The sequence below is a fragment of the Flavobacterium aeripolare genome (assembly GCF_013294025.1).
In the GTDB taxonomy this organism is placed as follows: domain Bacteria; phylum Bacteroidota; class Bacteroidia; order Flavobacteriales; family Flavobacteriaceae; genus Flavobacterium.
The window spans coordinates 368,118-385,267 of record NZ_JABSNL010000001.1 but is presented as its reverse complement, the minus strand read 5'-3'; the positions used below and the strand labels follow the sequence as shown (position 1 = coordinate 385,267).

Genomic DNA, 17,150 nt, shown 5'->3' with positions numbered 1-17,150 from the left:
TTTAGGTTTATTTTTTATAGTAATTAGCTATGAGTTTGCAAGTTGTGTCCTGATTAAAGTGCTATTATTATCAAATAATTATGCGGTTTATACCTCGTACCAACACTGATAATTACAATATCTCTTCTACGTGGCGCTTGATGTTTTCGGCGATTTTTCTAGTAGGTAAATCGTTAGCATCATGGCCAAAAGGGTCCTCGATTTCCTCAGCGATAAGTTCTAAACTTGCCAAAACGTAAAAGATGAACACAACAACGGGAATCACATAATAACCCAAATTGAAAACGTAACCAAAAGGCAACGTCATCACATAAAAGAAAATGAATTTTTTTATAAAACTACTATAAGAATACGGGATAGGCGTGTTTTTAATTCGCTCACATGCACCACAAATATCAGTAAACGATTGGATTTCGTGGTTGATAATGATAAGTTGGTCGCCTGTGATTTTTTTTGAATTGTAAAGGTCATTTATTTTATGGAACAATATTTTAGCGACCTGATTGGGTCTGTGCTTGTGGTGCTCAAGAACTACATCTTCAAAGAGTTGTTTGCTCGTTTCTTCATCTTTTAAATGTTTATTTAAAATCGAGGCATAACTTGGAATGATTTTTCTAAAGAACGCACGATCTGTTTCATCATGAAGTATTGCCGAAAGCTTTAAAGCAAGATTTCGAGAATTATTAACTAGGCTTCCCCAAATTTTACGGCCTTCCCACCAGCGATCATAAGCTGTATTAGTACGGAAAACTAATAATAGCGAAATCACAAAACCGAGCATCCCATGCATGATAGAAATGTTCTTGACGTGGCTATCTTGCGATAATTTCCAATATTCAATTTCGAGATAAGCGATACCTCCAGAATACAAACCAATGAAAATCATCATGGGAATCAATTGTCGAAAGGTGTCCGCTTTATGGAAACGAAAAATAAAAGTAATCCAGTCTTTTGGGTTATAAGAAATCATGTAGTGTAAATCGAAAGTTAAAAATGCTAGTAGTAAGACAGTTCCAAGTAGTACAAAACTAACTTAAAAATTTATTGTTCCTGCCAATTCTTTCAAAGCAATTTCAGATAATTTAGCTTGAAATTGTGCATCGCTGTAGCGCACTTTGGCGTTCACATAGTTAAGCTGTGCAGTTCTAAATTCGATTGTAGTGATTGTCCCAATACGGAATTTATCTAGCGTAATATCTAGGTTTTGCTTAGCAATTCCTTCATTAGTCTCTTCTAGCGTGATCAATTTTAAGTTGGTCAAATAGGTTTGGTAGGCTGTCGCCAATTGACTTTCTAAAGCGAGGTTTTGTTGATCGATTTGCAGTGCAGCATTGTCAATTTGTAAGCCCGCTATCTTTTCATTTCGGCGTTGTGCAAATCCGTCAAATAAGTTTAACGATGCGCTAAATCCATAGTTCAATCCTCGTGCTGAGGACTGTGTGGTGAAACCCAAACTAGATTCATTGCGGGCAAAATTATAGCCTGTATTAACAGCAACGGTAGGGTAGCGGCCGCCTTTAACTTGTTTAAGTTCTAATTCGGCGACTTTCTTAGCGATAATTAAAGACTCTATTTGTGGATTTTGCTTTTCTGCCAGTTCTTTTAATTCAGCAAAATCAAGACGACTGGCTATTTCAAAATGGTCCTCGACTTTAAAATCGAGCTGCGTATCTCTCGCTAGGATTTGGTTTAAAGTAATCTTAGAATTTTTGTACAATTCCTGCTGTCTTAGCAAGGCTACTTTGTCTGTATTGATATCTACCTGAGCATTCAAAACCTCTAATTTTGATGCTTTTCCTATGGTGAAACGGTTCTTAGCTAAGCTCACGCGTTGATTCGAAATCACAATAGTGGTATCTAGGGCAGCCAGCTGCTGCTGCTGCTGCACTAAGTTGAAATAAGCAGATTGAACATCACTAATTTTTGTAATAATGGTTAGCTTTAATTGTGTCTCGCCTAATTTTTGAAGTTGCTCTAGCTGCTCTTTTCTAGCAAACATTTTAAAACCGTCAAATACTGTCCAGCCTAGTCCTACACCATAGTTTAAACTATTACTGTTACCATTATCTAAACTTGTTTTTGTGCCATCTGCTCTAGTTTGAGATAGGTTTTGCAAGTTGTTATTTTGGGATATTGTAGCGGTAGCTTTTGGTAGCATGCCGGCATTTCCCGCACTCACATTAGTCTCGCTTACTTTAAGATCGTTTTTGGCTATCTTAATTTCGTAGTTGTTTTCTAGGGCAATTTTTATCGCGTCTTCTAGCGATAAAATTTCTTGTGCGTGTCCTTGCATCATGCATAAAACAAGCAGTAATAATGTTGTACCTAATTTATTATAACGCATCTTAGTTACTTTCTTTTTCATATTCTTCAATGTGATCAAATTCTGGGTAGTGTTTGCGGGCTTTAGACCACATTAAATATAAAGCAGGGATAACAAAAAGCGTCAGTACCAGCGAGAATATAGTTCCGCCTACAATTACAACTCCCATACCAATTCTACTGGTAGAAGCTGCTCCTAAAGACATTGCAATAGGTAATGCTCCTAGTGAAATCGCTAAACTAGTCATTAAAATAGGTCTCAAGCGCGCTTCTGATGCTTCTAGAATTGCTTGTAATTTTGGTTTTCCTTGTTCTCGTAATTGATTGGCAAATTCGACTATAAGAATTCCGTTTTTTGTTACTAAACCAATCAACATGACGGTCCCAATCTGGCTGAAGATATTCCATGTTTGGTCAAATAACCATAGCGAGAATAACGCTCCCGCTACCGCCATGGGAACCGTTAAAATGATTATAAAGGGATCAATAAAACTTTCAAATTGTGCTGCTAGAATCAAGAAAATCAATAATAAAGCAAGGCCAAAAGCAAAGGAAGTATTCGAACTACTCTCTACAAAATCTCTGGATTCTCCTCCTAAATCAGTGGTAAAAGTATCGTCAAGTACTTTAGCTCTTATTCTTTCCATGGCTGCAATTCCGTCGCTGATACTTTTTCCTGGAGCAAGCGCTGCAGATACCGTAGCCGACATGAATCGGTTGTTGTGATACAACTGTGGTGGCTGACTTTGTTCTTCGGTGCTTACAATGTTGTCCATCTGGATCAGCTCTCCTTTGTTATTTTTTACATACATCGAAGTTAAATCTAGTGGTTTTGATCGGTCTTTTTGATCAAATTGACCAATGACCTGATACTGTTTCCCCTTTTTCATAAAATACCCAAAACGTTGTCCGCTTAAGGATAGTTGTAAAGTTTGCGCTATATCAATTACAGATATTCCTAAACTTTCTGCTTTTTCTCTATCTATGGTAACATTTATCTCTGGCTTATTGAATTTTAAGTTCACATCTGTCATTGAGAATGTAGGATCATTTCCTGCTTCTTCCATAAACTGCGGAATCTTCTCTTCCAGCTTCGCAAAACTTTGTGTTTGAATAATATATTGAATAGGGGGACCACCACGACGACTTACTGATATTGTAGGTTGTTGCTGTATTGATGTTCGAGCGTCAGGATATTGCTTGGTCCACTTGGTTAGTTTCTCTGCGATTTCTTCTTGTGACAATTTCCTGTCTTCTTTCTCTTCAAGTGATAATCGAATGAATCCACTGTTTACAGATGATGATCCAAAACCGGGAGAAGTAATGACCAAGCTTACCTTTTTCTCAGGGATAGAGTCGTCTACAAGTTTTGATATTTCCTGCATAAAGCGATCAGTATATTCATAACTAGATCCTTCAGGTGCGGTCATTCTTAAAATTAACGAACTCCTATCATCGTATGGTGCGGTTTCTTTTTGTAACAAATTATAAAAGACAAATATCAGCGCAAAACAAGCAAAAAGAATAGGAAAGCTCCACCATTTTTTTGTCATGAATTTACTTAGAGCAGTGGCATAATTGCTATTTAATTTTTGGAAATAGGGCTCTGTTGCAATATAAAATTTTGATTTCTTCTGTTCGCCACCTTTCATTAAATAGGCATTCAACATAGGGGTAAGCGTAAGGGATACAAAGGCTGATATTAACACTGCAGCACCTATCACCACACCAAACTCTCGGAAGAGTCGGCCCACGAAGCCTTCGAGAAAAATTACAGGTAAAAATACTGCTGCTAAGGTGATTGAGATCGAAATCACTGCAAAGAAAATTTCGTTAGACCCCTTAATTGCTGCCTCAATAGGAGTCATGCCTTCCTCGACTTTTTTAAATATGTTTTCGGTGACTACAATTCCGTCATCAACGACTAGTCCGGTGGCTAATACAATCGCTAGCAGTGTCAATACATTAATAGAAAACCCAAACAACCACATAATAAAGAAGGTGGCAATTAAAGAAACGGGTATGTCAATCAAAGGACGAAACGCAATTGCCCAATCTCTAAAAAATAAATAGATGATTAAAATTACCAGAAAAATAGAAATCCCTAAGGTTTCTGCTACTTCAAGCACTGATTTTTTTACAAATATGGTATTGTCAAGTGCAATGTTCAATTGAATGTCTTTAGGTAAATCTTTCTTTAAAGCTTCGTATTCGATATAAAATGCTTTAGAAATATCCAAATAATTTGCTCCTGGACGGGGTACAATGGCAAGTCCCACTAAGGGCAAACCAGACTGGCTTAATTTAGTTTCAATATTTTCAGGTCCTAACTCGGCTCTTCCTACATCGCTTAAACGTACCACTTTTTCTCCTTCTGTTCGAATAATGATATTGTTGAATTCTTCGGCTGTAGCCAAATTTCCAACGGTTTTCACAGTCAATTCAGTATTATCACCCGTAAGTTTTCCTGAAGGTAATTCTACATTTTGCTTGTTTAATGCAGTGCGTACTTCGGCAACAGTCAATCCATACGAAGCTAGCTTCACAGGGTCAATCCATAAACGCATCGCATACCTTTTTTGTCCCCAAATTTGTACACCACTCACTCCTGGAATCGTTTCAAGACGTTGCGAAATCACATTTTCGGCATAGTCGCTTAATTCTAATGGCGATCGAGAATCACTTTGTACTGTCATGGATATAATCGCATCACTATTGGCATCAGCCTTAGAAACCACGGGCGGTGCATCAATGTCTTGCGGCAAACTACGAATGGCTTGTGAGACTTTATCACGTACATCATTTGCAGCTTCTTCTAGGTCTTTGTCTAGATTGAATTCGACAGTAATCGAACTACTTCCTTGGGCACTAGAAGAGGTAATATTACGTATTCCGTCGATAGAGTTGATCGCTTTCTCGAGCGGTTCTGTGATTTGAGATTCAATAATATCACTGTTGGCTCCCGTATAGTTTGTTCGAATTGAAACCTGAGCAGGATCAATAGAAGGAAATTCACGCACACCTAAATAGCTGTACCCAATTATTCCAAACAACACAATTGTAATGTTCATCACAATGGTCATCACCGGCCTTTTAATACTTAATGTAGATAAACTCATTTAGTTTTATATTTTTTTAATACGGCTTACGCCAAAACGCTATTTTTTAATACTAATTTGTACTGCTGTATCATTTTTCAAGACCATTATTCCAGTTGTAATTACAGTGTCTCCTGCCTTTAAACCAGATAGTATGAGCAGTGAAGCATCTGTTCTTGTTGCTGTTTCCACCATGATTTCTTTAGCTTTACCCATATTAGAGATAAACACTTTTTTACCATTTTGTACCGGAATTACTGCTTGACTAGGTACTACAATAGCGTCTTTAATTACATCAAGAGGCAACTCAACATTAGCAAAAGTTCCAGGTAGTAATTTACCGTCTTTATTATCTGTTATGGCACGTACTTGCAGCGTACGCGTGCTAGTTTCTACTGACGGTTCTATCGCATACACTTTTGCAGTATACGTATCTGTAGATCCTGAAACATTAAATTTTAATTCAGTGTTGTTTTTTACTTGGTTGGCATATTTTTCAGGTATCGAAAAGGTTATCTTCAGTTTTCCTATGTTTACAAGATTAGCCACTAGAATGGACGGCGTCACATAAGTTCCTTTTGATATAGAACGCAAACCTATTCGACCAGAGAAAGGGGCGCGCACTGACGCTTTTGCAATTTGCGCTCTCACTAATTGGCTTTGCGCTCTCATTGAAGCATATTCGGCTCTGGCTACATCGTACTCTTCACGGCTAATCGCTTCTTTTTCAAGTAGTAATTTAGCCCTGCGCTCATTCTCACCAGCTAAGTTTTCTTTAGTTGTCGCTTGGCTCAACTGCGCTCTTAGTTCGTTATCATTAACCTTAAAAAGCAATTGTCCCTTAGTGACATTAGCGCCTTCCTGAAAGTTAATGCTCTCTACAATTCCTGACACTTCTGAACGTATTTCTACTTGCTCATTAGCTTCTATCGAACCTGATAAAGACAAATTGTTGTCAAAACTTTCTGGTTGAACCACAATTCCAGATAGCTGCATGGCCTTAGATTTGCCTCCTTTATCCTGCGGTCCTTCGTCTTTAGCATTGTTTTTACTAATTCGGTAGGCTATAAAGGCACCAAAACCAACAATTAATAGGGTGTAAATAATGTATTTGATTTTCATAATGTAGATAAAAAAGGAATGTATGTGTTTTAATAAATGGTCTAATATGCGTACAAATGCCTGCAAAATGAAACGGCAGACTTGATACAATTATACCTCCAAATAAATTGTATAACTAACAATCAGTTGGTTATAAATAAGGTGTAATTATAGTGTCCATTGCGTCGTTTATGCAAAGCATTCGATAATACTCAAAATTAGACGTTAAAAGAGGGAAATTGTTTCACTTTTAGTGAAAAAAAGATCAAAAAAAATCAAAGTGGGCATTACGAGATGTAATTCCAGATATTTTTCTTTTTTGTTAGTTCGATATACACCGTTCTAAGTGCTGCGTGCTCTGGTTTTTCTAATGGAGCATCGTTTTTCAAAATTTTCATGGCGTGACTTCTAGCAAGCGCAAGAATATCTCTGTCTTTTACAATATCAGCAATTTGTAGATTTAAAACACCACTTTGTTGGGTTCCCATTAAATTTCCTGGACCACGAAGTTTAAGGTCGACTTCGGCAATTTCAAAACCGTCGTTTGAACCTACCATAGTTTCCATTCTAGTTTTACTATCGGCACTTAATTTATGGCTCGTCATCAAGATGCAGTAACTTTGATCGGCACCACGACCTACGCGACCACGCAACTGGTGTAACTGTGAAAGTCCAAAACGCTCTGCGCTCTCGATAATCATCACCGAAGCATTGGGTACATTCACTCCCACTTCAATAACTGTGGTAGCCACCATAATATTGGTTTTACCTTCGCTAAAGCGCTTCATTTCGGCATCTTTATCAGCGGGTTTCATTTTTCCGTGAAGGATCGAAATCGAATAATCAGGCAACGGGAAATCACGCGAAATGCTCTCGTAACCGTCCATTAAATCTTTGTAATCCATCTTTTCTGATTCTTGTATCAAAGGATATACAATATAGATTTGGCGGCCTAGGGCGATTTCGTCTCGAATGAATTTCCATACCTTCAAACGGTTGCTGTCAAAACGATGTACGGTTTGTATTGGTTTTCGACCCGGAGGCAATTCGTCAATCACAGAAATATCAAGATCGCCATACAAACTCATCGCTAGCGTTCTAGGAATAGGAGTGGCCGTCATCACTAAAACGTGTGGCGGAATACTATTTTTCTTCCATAATTTAGAGCGTTGTTCCACCCCAAAACGGTGCTGCTCATCAATCACAGCCAGTCCTAGATTTTTGAACTTTACTTTGTCTTCGAGTAGGGCATGGGTTCCTATTAAAATTTGCAGGCTTCCATCTTCAAGTTCTTCGTGTATTTTTCTACGGGCGGCAGTTTTACTTGATCCCGTCAATAATTTAATGTTGATATTGAGTGGCTCAGCGAGTTCTGTTAAACCTATAAAATGCTGGTTAGCTAGGATTTCTGTAGGTGCCATTAAGCAAGCCTGAAAGCCATTATCCAGTGCAAGTAACATGGTCATAAAGGCAACAATTGTCTTTCCTGAACCTACGTCACCTTGCAGCAAACGATTCATTTGGGCATTGCTCCCCATGTCTGTTCTAATCTCTTTGATCACTCTTTTTTGTGCACCCGTTAAAGCAAACGGCAAGTGATTTTGATAAAAACCATTGAAGAATTCTCCAACGATAGAAAAAGGGTGTCCTTTAATCTTGTGTTTCTGAATCAAATTTTTTGTTATCAATTGCAGTTGGATGAAAAATAATTCCTCAAATTTCAATCTGAATTGGGCTTTCGCCAAAGCGTCACTGCCTTTAGGAAAGTGAATGTTGATTAATGCATCTTTTTTAGAGATTAGCTTTAATTCAGCAATTAAATAATCAGGTAAAGTTTCTGTAAACAGCGTATGCGTTTCTATGAACAGCTGCTGCATTATTTTGTTAATCGTACGGTTTGTAATCCCACGATTGGTGAGTTTTTCTGTTGACGGATACACGGGTTGCATCGCTGATCGCAAACTCTTTTCATGTTCGCTAAGTAGTTCAATTTCAGGATGCGGCATATTGTATGCTCCATTAAAAGAGCTGCATTTCCCAAAAATTACACAGACCTCATTGATTTTTAATGATTCGCGTACCCATTTATGTCCTTGAAACCAAACCAATTCCATTTGGCCTGTATCGTCTACAAAAGTTGCCACAAGACGTTTGCGCCCTTTACCAAATTCCACTGTTTTTACGTTGACAATTTTTCCGATGATTTGCACCTCGGCTACATTGTTTTGTAATTCGTTGATTTTGTAATACCGCGTGCGATCAATATAGCGATTAGGATAAAAATTAATCAAATCTGCATACTTATGAATCCCCAATTCCTTACGAAGAAGTTCGCCCCGACTGGGACCAACACCTTTTAAATATTCTATGGGAGTAAGTAGGAGGTTGTTCATTTTGTTGAATTGGACGCAAATAAAACGGATTTACAAAAGCAAAAACGCAGATTTAAATTGATTTTCGTTATGAAAAGCGAAGATAGTTTATTGTTTGCAAATCTGGAAAAGCATTTGGGGTTAACGTTAAAAGTTTATGCTGGACGTGGTAGGGATTCAGGTTTCAGGTTGATTTGATAGGGTTTAAAGTTTCAGGTTGCCTTGGATTGTCTTTAGTATTCTGTGCTCTTTAGATGGTTCTTCTTGGCTCTTGGCTCTTCACTATTCTCTAGGGTTTTAAGTTTCAGGTTTAAAGTTTCAAGTTGCCGTGGATTGTCTTTAGTAATCCGCGCGCTCTAGACATTTTCTCTTGACTCTTTCCTCTTGGCTCTTTCCTGTTCACTATTTCTAAAAGTTTCAGGTTTAAAGTTTAAAGTTGCCGTGGATTGTCTGTAGTAATCCGCGCGCTCTAGACATTTTCTCTTTGCTCTTGACTATTCTCTAGGGTTTAAAGTTTCAGGTTTAAAGTTTAAAGTTGCCGCGGATTGTCTGTAGTAATCCGCGCGCTCTAGACAATTTTCTCTTGACTCTTTCCTCTTGGCTCTTTCCTGTTCACTATTTCTAAAAGTTTCAGGTTTAAAGTTTAAAGTTGCCGTGGCAGAGTTTCAGGTTTAAAGTTTAAAGTTTCAGGTTGCCTTGGATTGTCTTTGGTAATCTGTGGTCTCTATACATTTTTTCTATCCTTTTGACTCTTTCCTCTTCACTTTTCTCTAGGGTTTACAGTTTCAGGTTTAAAGTTTAAAGTTGCCGCGGATTGTCTTTAGTAATCCGCGCGCTCTAGACATTTTCTCTTGACTCTTTCCTCTTGGCTCTTTCCTGTTCACTATTTCTAAAAGTTTCAGGTTTAAAGTTTAAAGTTGCCGTGGATTGTCTGATGTAATCTGTGGTCTTTAGATATTTCCTCTTCACTCTTGGCTCTTTCCTCTTCACTATCAAATAAAAATCACTTATTTTTTAAATGGCATCGTATTTTTTAACACTTTTGTAATAGCACTAATAACTAAACAAACAATTCCAAAAATGATACTAGATAAAATAGAAAATTATAAACTGTACGCAGGCATTACAGAAAGACTTGCAAAAGGATTTGAATTTTTAGCGAATAATAATTTGGTTGCTCTTGCTTCTGGAACGTATGATATTGCCGAAAAAGCGGTTTTTGCGATTGTTCAAGAGTATGACACTAAGGAAATAAAAGATTGTGTCTTAGAGGGACATACTAAGTATATTGATATTCAGTATATGATTTCGGGAACTGAATTGATGGGAGTCATCACTAAAAAAGACCAGAAAGTTGTGTCTAGCGATGTGGACAAAGACTACACGTTTTATGAAGGGGAGACCGCTTACATTAAATTAACCGAAGGTATGTTTACCGTGTTTTTTCCAGATGATTTACACCGTCCTTGTGTTCAAGATGGACAATCATCTAAAGTAAAAAAGGTAGTGGTGAAAGTTCAGATATAGGACTTTTGTACTAGTGATTTCTTCTACTGTTGCGCATTTGCCAACTACTTTATAACTTACAACACATAGAGCATATGGATAGAATAGCTTTTAATAAAACGGTGGGAGAGGCAATCCAAGAATTTTATGATGTCAATGATTTTGGTGAAGATGGAGGAATAAATAACAAGCTTGCTTGGATAAAATTTGGTTTCTTTTCAATCCCAATTCCAAACTTCGATAGCAGAAAAAATAACGTTTATCTGCACGATATTCATCACATAATTACTGGAAATAACACCTCCTGGAGAGGAGAAAGTGCAGTATCTGCTTGGGAAATTGCCTCTGGAGGTTGGGGGAAATTAATTATACCTTGGCTTTTAACTCTTTGGGCTATGGGTTTAGGCGTTTTATTTTACAACAAATCTACTTTAAAAGCATTTGAAAACGGTCTCACTATGAGAAATGCGCTAACGTGTGGAATCAAAAAAATAGATATAACTAAATTAACCGTTGCAGAAATTAGAGTAAAAGTTAGCAATCAAATCGATACCAACAAAAGCCCAATATTATGGTCAATAATCAGTTTAATCATTTTCTTTCTGCCATTTGTCCTAGGTCTAATGCTATTGGTTAGTATAGTAAACTTATTTTAGTAATAAAACGGAAATAAAAACTGTAACAGCAGACAATGATTGCGATTTATAAAATTTTTATTGCATTTTTTACAATACGTTTTATCCTAGTGTAAATGTAGAAATCATGATGCCGGCAGCAGTTGCGAATTCACTCTTGTAAACCGCAATAGTTTTTACTAACAAAGTATGGTACTTGGTATCTTATAGCGTTTAATTGTAGCTTGTCTTTTTTTATTATGCAATGAGGCAAGAGTAAAAAGGATTACTATTCGAAAATTTCCTTTATATTTTTGCTTTTTTACTGCTTCTACGATTCACAGTCCTACAATGTAAACTGTATTTTAACAATACTTTAATTTATATAAATTGTACACAATATAATTGTGCACTATCTTTGTACTCAGAAATGGAAACTATGAAAGATCAATTACATCTTAACGAGCAGCTCTGTTTTCCGGTCTATGTTTTTGCTAAGGAAATTATTAATCAATACCGTCCTTTGCTAGACGAGTTGGAACTTACCTATCCGCAGTATTTGGTGATGTTGGTTTTGTGGGAACAAGACAAGCAAACGGTAAACCAACTAGGAGAGAAGTTAAAACTGGATAGCGGTACTTTGACTCCTTTGCTTAAACGAATGGAACAAAAAGAGTTTGTTTCTCGTGTGCGAAGTACAATTGATGAGCGATCGGTGAACATTAGCTTAACTGAAAAAGGGAAATCTTTGCGAGAACAAGCACAAGCGATACCAGAAAAAATGGTGGCTTCGATGGGGATTTCGATAGAAGATTTAGAAAATTTGAAAAATATTATACACAAAATAACAAATACAAAAAAATGAAAACATTATATACAACACAAGCTACCGCTACAGGTGGTAGAAACGGACAAGTAAAAAGTGAAAACGGAGTGCTTCAAGTTGAAGTGAGACACCCAAAAGCATTAGGTGGCGCTAACGAAGATTTTGCTAATCCAGAGATGCTTTTTGCGGCAGGATATTCAGCTTGTTTTGATAGCGCTTTGAACCTGGTGATCAAAAACGAAAAAATAACTACAGGAGAAACAACTGTTTCTGCAAAAGTAAGTATTGGACAAAATGATGCTGGAGGTTTTGGACTAGAAGCAGAATTACACGCTAATATTCCAGGTGTTACTATGGAAGTAGCGCAAGATTTAATCGAAAAAGCACACAATGTTTGTCCGTATTCTAATGCGACAAGAGGAAACATGCCGGTTAAATTAACCGTATCAAACGACTAAGAATAATAATCAATTTTTAAAATAAAAGAATGGCTTTAATAGAAGATTTAAACTGGAGACACGCGGTAAAAGCATACGACCCTACAAAAAAAGTAAGTAAGGAAGATGTAGATAAAATTGTAGAAGCAGCTCGTTTAGCGCCTACATCATCAGGATTGCAAGCTTTTCAAGTTCTTGTAGTTGAGAATCAAGAGTTGAAAGAAAAATTAGTAAAAGGTGCTTTGAATCCAGAGTGCATGAGAGATTGTTCGCATGTAATTATTTTTGCAGGATGGGATCGTTATACTGAAGAGCGTATTGATAAAGTGTACAACCACACTACAGATGTACGCGGTTTAGAAAGAGGTCGTTTCAGTAGTTATACTGATATGTTGAAAAAAATGTATTTGGCTCAATCTGCCGAAGAGAATTTTGCTCATATCGCACGTCAAACGTACATTGCTCTTGGACTTTCATTAGCACAAGCAGCAGAATTAAAAGTAGACAGCACACCAGTGGAAGGTTTTGATAATAGCGTTGTAGACGAAATTTTAGAACTTGACAAATTAGGTTTAAAAAGTGTTTCTCTAATGTACGTAGGGTACGCAGATGCTCCAAACGACTGGATTGGACAAATGAAAAAAGTGAGAACTCCAACAGAAGAATTTGTTGTTGAATTTAAATAAGAAATTATACCAACAATTATTTTTTTCGAAATAGTAAAGAGTCCAAATCAAATGTATTTTTGATTTGGACTTTTTTTGTTTTCACTATTTATCGAAAATCATTTTTTTAAGATTTATCTTTCTAAAGTAAATTAATTAAAGCTATATTTGAACACCACGGAAAAACAAAATTAATCCACAACAAAAAGAGAGTACACTTTCCTTTTGCTGTGGATTTTTGTTTTTGGGTGGGTAAAGAAAATTTTAAATTGAATAACTATATGATAGTGTTATATAGTTGTGAGCAATTTTAAAACCGAATATGATATTTAGCAAAATTTTACAACTAAAAAACATAAAATATGAGTGAAATAAAATACACTAATGTTTATTATTATCAATTATTTCCAAATAATGAGGGACTAAATCCAGAGGAAAAGGATATCTTTTTTCAATATTGTGACAAGAACATATTTATTAAAAAAAATAGTTATACACGTATTCCACATTCTGATGGTTATATAAATATTTATGATCTAGAAGAGAGGCATAATAGATATGTTTTAGGAACTTTTGTTTATAATCAAACATCTAACATCCCTCCTTCATTTAATGACATTGAAAATAAACCCTCAGAATTAAAAATAGGAAAATTTGATGGTCTTGGTTTTGACAGTTCATTTATCTACGATAGAATAACAAGAATTATTGGATTAGAATCAAAAAAACCAGGGACTTCACAAAAATCTGTTGAAGATTTTATAATGAAGAATTTTGAATTAGTAAATTGTCATTTAAAATTTGTTGTACTACCCAACGAATACAATAAATTTTTAAATTCAAATAAATATACTCGTTTAGAAATGGATTTAGCAATTCCAAATAATGATATGGGGATTTTAAAGCCCAATGAAAAAAATGCAAATAATATTTTGCAATTAATGCAAGATTTAAAAGGTTCTTCTGCCAAAATAATCATTTCGAATGGTCGTTCCAGAAAAAAAACACTCTCACTTTCAAGCGTTAGACAATTAGCACAATGGTTATATAAAACAGATAAAAAAGAAACGTTAGTTCAAAATTTAAGAATTACTGGCGTTGATGTTGATTCAGAAAATAATCATATATTTGATTTAATTTCAAATAGATTAATAACTAAAATTAACATTGAAAAAACTAGAACAATTGGAAGCTTCCAAATAAAAATTAAGTACGATCAATTAGAAGGTGATTTTTTAGCATATAGAGAGGAATTAGAAAAACTCCAAAAATGAAATGACGAAATCTGAAAATATATTGAATATTATTCTTTCAATGCTAGTAACCTTTATAATTTACTATGTATCAATTCATTATTGTCATAAATTAAATTACTCAAAATTCCTTGAGCTTTTTATAACAACATTTAGTATTATTATCGGTTTTTTACTAACCATTTCAACTTTGTTACATTCTATAAGAAATGAAAAAATGGAATTTATTCGTAAATCTGGCGGAATGAAATCGCTAAATTCATCCCTAAAAAAATCAATTTATTCAGGTTTTATAGCTGTTATCTTTTCAATATTTACATTTCTTTTTGAGGACATTTTTAAGAATCATCAAGCACTTATTTATCCTATATTTTTCCTAAATATTTTATCGTTTTTAATATCATTAAACTTTATGAAAACGTTTTTAAAAATTATGTCAACAGAGTAAAAAAAAACTGCTCACAACAGCCGTTTTGATATAGCTGGAATTTAGTGGAATTAGCGTTTCGCATCAAGTCTTCGTCAAGCCGAAAATTCACCGGTTACGAACTTCCAGCCATCTCAAAATGACTTTACATTGTGCGTAATTTTACCACAGAATCGAGAATGAGATGAAAAAATCTAACAAATTTTATTGGGACAAAACAAACAAAGAATGATTGAACTGAACGCTCGAAACATTAGTAATATTCCAGATAAAAATCTGTGTATAAAGCATATTGATGATAGCGCAATCAAAAGTTTTATAAAGAAAAATTATAATATTGGATATTGCGATTATTGCGATAAAAAATTGAAAGTAGTAAGTCTTGAGAGTTTATTAGAATTTATGATGCTAGGAATTTCAAATTTCTATGAAGATGCAGGAAATTTTATGAGCTACAACGGACGTGAAGGTGGATATTTGGGAAATACTTTCGATCCTAATGAGTTAATTCAAGAGCAAATTGGCTTGGAAACTGACCCATTTGAATTAACAGAGGATATTGTAAATTCAATTGATGATATTGCTTGGTCTGAACCTGATATGTATTATGAGACTGAACGAGACGAATTAATGTACCAATGGAGCTTTTTCAAAGACTTAATAAAACACAAATCAAGATATTTATTTCAACAAAATCAATCTTCAAAGAAAAGTCAAAAAGCATTTACTATTTTAAAGGAGGTCGGTCAAATAACTAAATCACTTAATCTTATAAAAAAGATAGAAAAAGGTACAATTATTTATCGATGTAGACAACATCATTCGAGCAAAGTCGTTATTGAAAAAGAAAAATTAGTTGCACCACCTGAAAAATATGCAATTTATCCAAATAGGTTTAGTCCATCAGGAATTTCTATGTTATATTCTGCTTTCGACCCAACCACAGCTTTTTTAGAAACTATAAGTAGAGAAGATAAGAAAAAAGACTCTATCACAATTTCAAAATTTAAACTAAAAAAGGAAATCTATGTTATTGACTTTAATAGACTTCCTAATATTCCAAGTATTTTTGATTTTAAGAAAGTGAAAACACATTATTTAATCCGTTTCCTTTATGATTTAGTTAGAGATTTTACACATGAAATAAAAAAAGATGGCAAAGAACATATTGAATATGTCCCAACTCAAGTAGTTACAGAATACTTTAGGTATCCATTTAATAAGAACAGACAAAACATTATAGAAGGAATTGTTTATCCTTCTTCAAAAAACAAATTGGAATCATCGTCAGTAATATTTTGGAATAATGAAGAATGTATGGAACATCTTGAATTAATAGAATTAAGTGTAGAAAAAATAAAAAACTATATATAAGTTATGGACATGGAAGATACGGTAGTTGGAGCTATACCTTTAGGTATCAAAATGGAGATATGGAGCTTATTGGCTATAATTCCTATTCAAGTAGAGGTCCAGTACCACAATATGAGGTAAGTATAAATTTTTTGACAAGAAAGAAACTAACAAGAGACAATCTAAATAAAGATGTGGACGGAGATAACTATACGACTGATAATTTTAAAGAAACTTGGGAGCGAATAAATAGTAAACAACTGATAAGACTTTCTAATATAAAAGATTTTGATGAGCTTGATTTTTAAATAATTATCCAAATAGAAGAGCTTATAACATCCGTTTGTTACTATTGCGAATTTAGTACTAAATTAAGCATAGATTTTCTTTTGAACGTTAGTAAAAAACTGAAAATATCCTCTTGGAATTCCGCTAAATAATTAAGTCAAGAATTATAATACAACATGGTAAAAAAAATACGAAGTAAATAACTTAATACAAAAAATGAAAATAATTTTATCAGCAATTTTAGTAATCATTTCAAGTTTAATATCGGCTTAGATAAAAGTTAATGAAGAATTAAAAAATGAATTGAACATGATTAATAAAGACGACCAAATATTTAGAAGGCTTTATTTTTTTAAAGATGATTATGAGTCAAAGAGTGATTCACTTAAAAAATTATTTAAAGTTGATGATATTGGATTGAAAGAAATTCTTGTGAAAAGTATGATGAAAAATGATTCAATTAATCTTTTAAAAATTGAGAAAATTATTCAAAAATATGGTTATCCAGGAAAATCTTTGGTTGGAGAAACAGAAAGCGATGTTGCGTGGGAAGTCATTCAACATGCAACTTTTGAAACACGTAAGAAATACTTAAATCTTTTGAAAAGCACAGCAGATAAGAATGAAATTCGGTTCACTTTATATGCTTTGACCTTAGATAGAGTTTTAATGGAAGAAAATAAACTTCAAAAATATGGTAGCCAATGAAGGGAAGTTGTTTTAAGTAAAACAAAAGAAAAAATAATGATAATTTGGCCCATTGAAAACCCTGAAAAAGTCAATAAACTAAGAAGAAAAGCAGGTTTTGATGAAACAATAAAGAAATACGCAAAACATTTCGGAATAGATTATAAAGTGTATGCCATAGATGATTTAGATTTAATGTGA

Annotated in this window: 15 protein-coding genes; 10 read left to right on the top strand and 5 right to left on the bottom strand. The window is 34.6% G+C overall.

Annotated elements, in window-relative coordinates; all coding sequences use genetic code 11:
* Window positions 1-112: 112 nt before the first annotated feature.
* The 5 genes from HNQ00_RS01680 to recG all read right to left on the bottom strand — a co-directional run bounded on the left by HNQ00_RS01680 (window position 113) and on the right by recG (window position 8,914).
* Window positions 113-970, bottom strand: coding sequence for a bestrophin family protein (locus HNQ00_RS01680; RefSeq protein WP_173836454.1), 858 nt, complete (start codon window positions 968-970; stop codon window positions 113-115).
* Window positions 971-1,033: 63 nt separating this feature from the next.
* Entirely contained in the window at window positions 1,034-2,365 is a 1,332-nt protein-coding gene (locus HNQ00_RS01675; protein WP_254598417.1) for a TolC family protein, read from the bottom strand.
* Window positions 2,346-5,441 carry an efflux RND transporter permease subunit gene (locus tag HNQ00_RS01670; RefSeq protein WP_173836452.1) on the bottom strand — a complete coding sequence of 1,032 codons (3,096 nt, stop codon included), beginning with the start codon at window positions 5,439-5,441 and terminating at the stop codon, window positions 2,346-2,348. Before HNQ00_RS01670 ends, HNQ00_RS01675 begins: the two co-directional genes overlap by 20 nt.
* A 39-nt stretch (window positions 5,442-5,480) precedes the next feature.
* Window positions 5,481-6,542, bottom strand: a complete 1,062-nt coding sequence (locus HNQ00_RS01665; protein ID WP_173836450.1) for an efflux RND transporter periplasmic adaptor subunit — start codon at window positions 6,540-6,542, stop codon at window positions 5,481-5,483.
* A gap of 266 nt (window positions 6,543-6,808) precedes the next feature.
* Window positions 6,809-8,914, bottom strand: a complete 2,106-nt coding sequence (gene recG / locus HNQ00_RS01660) for an ATP-dependent DNA helicase RecG (RefSeq protein WP_173836448.1) — start codon at window positions 8,912-8,914, stop codon at window positions 6,809-6,811.
* 1,059 nt (window positions 8,915-9,973) lie between these two features.
* On the opposite strand from recG, the gene HNQ00_RS01655 reads away from it, so the two are divergent.
* The 10 genes from HNQ00_RS01655 (at window position 9,974) to HNQ00_RS01610 (ending at window position 17,150) form a co-directional block, all read left to right on the top strand.
* A complete protein-coding gene (locus tag HNQ00_RS01655) occupies window positions 9,974-10,420 on the top strand; it encodes a NanQ anomerase/TabA/YiaL family protein (RefSeq protein ID WP_173836446.1) in 447 nt (148 codons plus the stop codon).
* A 74-nt stretch (window positions 10,421-10,494) separates the two neighbouring features.
* A complete protein-coding gene (locus HNQ00_RS01650) occupies window positions 10,495-11,055 on the top strand; it encodes a hypothetical protein (protein WP_173836443.1) in 561 nt (186 codons plus the stop codon).
* A gap of 397 nt (window positions 11,056-11,452) precedes the next feature.
* Entirely contained in the window at window positions 11,453-11,878 is a 426-nt protein-coding gene (locus HNQ00_RS01645) for a MarR family winged helix-turn-helix transcriptional regulator (RefSeq protein ID WP_305793624.1), read from the top strand.
* Window positions 11,875-12,297 (top strand): organic hydroperoxide resistance protein, encoded by a 423-nt coding sequence (locus tag HNQ00_RS01640; protein ID WP_173836439.1) that lies wholly within the window; start codon window positions 11,875-11,877, stop codon window positions 12,295-12,297. The genes HNQ00_RS01645 and HNQ00_RS01640 overlap by 4 nt, the downstream gene beginning before the upstream one ends.
* Before the next feature lie 29 nt (window positions 12,298-12,326).
* Window positions 12,327-12,962 (top strand): NAD(P)H-dependent oxidoreductase, encoded by a 636-nt coding sequence (locus HNQ00_RS01635; RefSeq protein WP_173836437.1) that lies wholly within the window; start codon window positions 12,327-12,329, stop codon window positions 12,960-12,962.
* A gap of 341 nt (window positions 12,963-13,303) precedes the next feature.
* Entirely contained in the window at window positions 13,304-14,215 is a 912-nt protein-coding gene (locus HNQ00_RS01630) for a DUF6731 family protein (RefSeq protein ID WP_173836435.1), read from the top strand.
* A 634-nt stretch (window positions 14,216-14,849) separates the two neighbouring features.
* Window positions 14,850-15,995 carry a HEPN-associated N-terminal domain-containing protein gene (locus HNQ00_RS01625; RefSeq protein ID WP_254598416.1) on the top strand — a complete coding sequence of 382 codons (1,146 nt, stop codon included), beginning with the start codon at window positions 14,850-14,852 and terminating at the stop codon, window positions 15,993-15,995.
* 59 nt (window positions 15,996-16,054) lie between these two features.
* A complete protein-coding gene (locus HNQ00_RS01620; RefSeq protein WP_173836431.1) occupies window positions 16,055-16,282 on the top strand; it encodes a hypothetical protein in 228 nt (75 codons plus the stop codon).
* Window positions 16,283-16,571: 289 nt separating this feature from the next.
* A complete protein-coding gene (locus HNQ00_RS01615; protein WP_173836429.1) occupies window positions 16,572-16,970 on the top strand; it encodes a hypothetical protein in 399 nt (132 codons plus the stop codon).
* A 36-nt stretch (window positions 16,971-17,006) separates the two neighbouring features.
* Entirely contained in the window at window positions 17,007-17,150 is a 144-nt protein-coding gene (locus HNQ00_RS01610; protein WP_173836427.1) for a hypothetical protein, read from the top strand.

Bases quoted from the DNA above. Each gene is read 5' to 3' on its own strand.
- HNQ00_RS01680 (WP_173836454.1), bottom strand. From the start codon at position 970: ATGATTTCTTATAACCCAAAAGACTGGATTACTTTTATTTTTCGTTTC.
- HNQ00_RS01675 (WP_254598417.1), bottom strand. From the start codon at position 2,365: ATGAAAAAGAAAGTAACTAAGATGCGTTATAATAAATTAGGTACAACA.
- HNQ00_RS01670 (WP_173836452.1), bottom strand. From the start codon at position 5,441: ATGAGTTTATCTACATTAAGTATTAAAAGGCCGGTGATGACCATTGTG.
- HNQ00_RS01665 (WP_173836450.1), bottom strand. From the start codon at position 6,542: ATGAAAATCAAATACATTATTTACACCCTATTAATTGTTGGTTTTGGT.
- recG (WP_173836448.1), bottom strand. From the start codon at position 8,914: ATGAACAACCTCCTACTTACTCCCATAGAATATTTAAAAGGTGTTGGT.
- HNQ00_RS01655 (WP_173836446.1), top strand. From the start codon at position 9,974: ATGATACTAGATAAAATAGAAAATTATAAACTGTACGCAGGCATTACA.
- HNQ00_RS01650 (WP_173836443.1), top strand. From the start codon at position 10,495: ATGGATAGAATAGCTTTTAATAAAACGGTGGGAGAGGCAATCCAAGAA.
- HNQ00_RS01645 (WP_305793624.1), top strand. From the start codon at position 11,453: ATGAAAGATCAATTACATCTTAACGAGCAGCTCTGTTTTCCGGTCTAT.
- HNQ00_RS01640 (WP_173836439.1), top strand. From the start codon at position 11,875: ATGAAAACATTATATACAACACAAGCTACCGCTACAGGTGGTAGAAAC.
- HNQ00_RS01635 (WP_173836437.1), top strand. From the start codon at position 12,327: ATGGCTTTAATAGAAGATTTAAACTGGAGACACGCGGTAAAAGCATAC.
- HNQ00_RS01630 (WP_173836435.1), top strand. From the start codon at position 13,304: ATGAGTGAAATAAAATACACTAATGTTTATTATTATCAATTATTTCCA.
- HNQ00_RS01625 (WP_254598416.1), top strand. From the start codon at position 14,850: ATGATTGAACTGAACGCTCGAAACATTAGTAATATTCCAGATAAAAAT.
- HNQ00_RS01620 (WP_173836431.1), top strand. From the start codon at position 16,055: ATGGAGCTTATTGGCTATAATTCCTATTCAAGTAGAGGTCCAGTACCA.
- HNQ00_RS01615 (WP_173836429.1), top strand. From the start codon at position 16,572: ATGATTAATAAAGACGACCAAATATTTAGAAGGCTTTATTTTTTTAAA.
- HNQ00_RS01610 (WP_173836427.1), top strand. From the start codon at position 17,007: ATGATAATTTGGCCCATTGAAAACCCTGAAAAAGTCAATAAACTAAGA.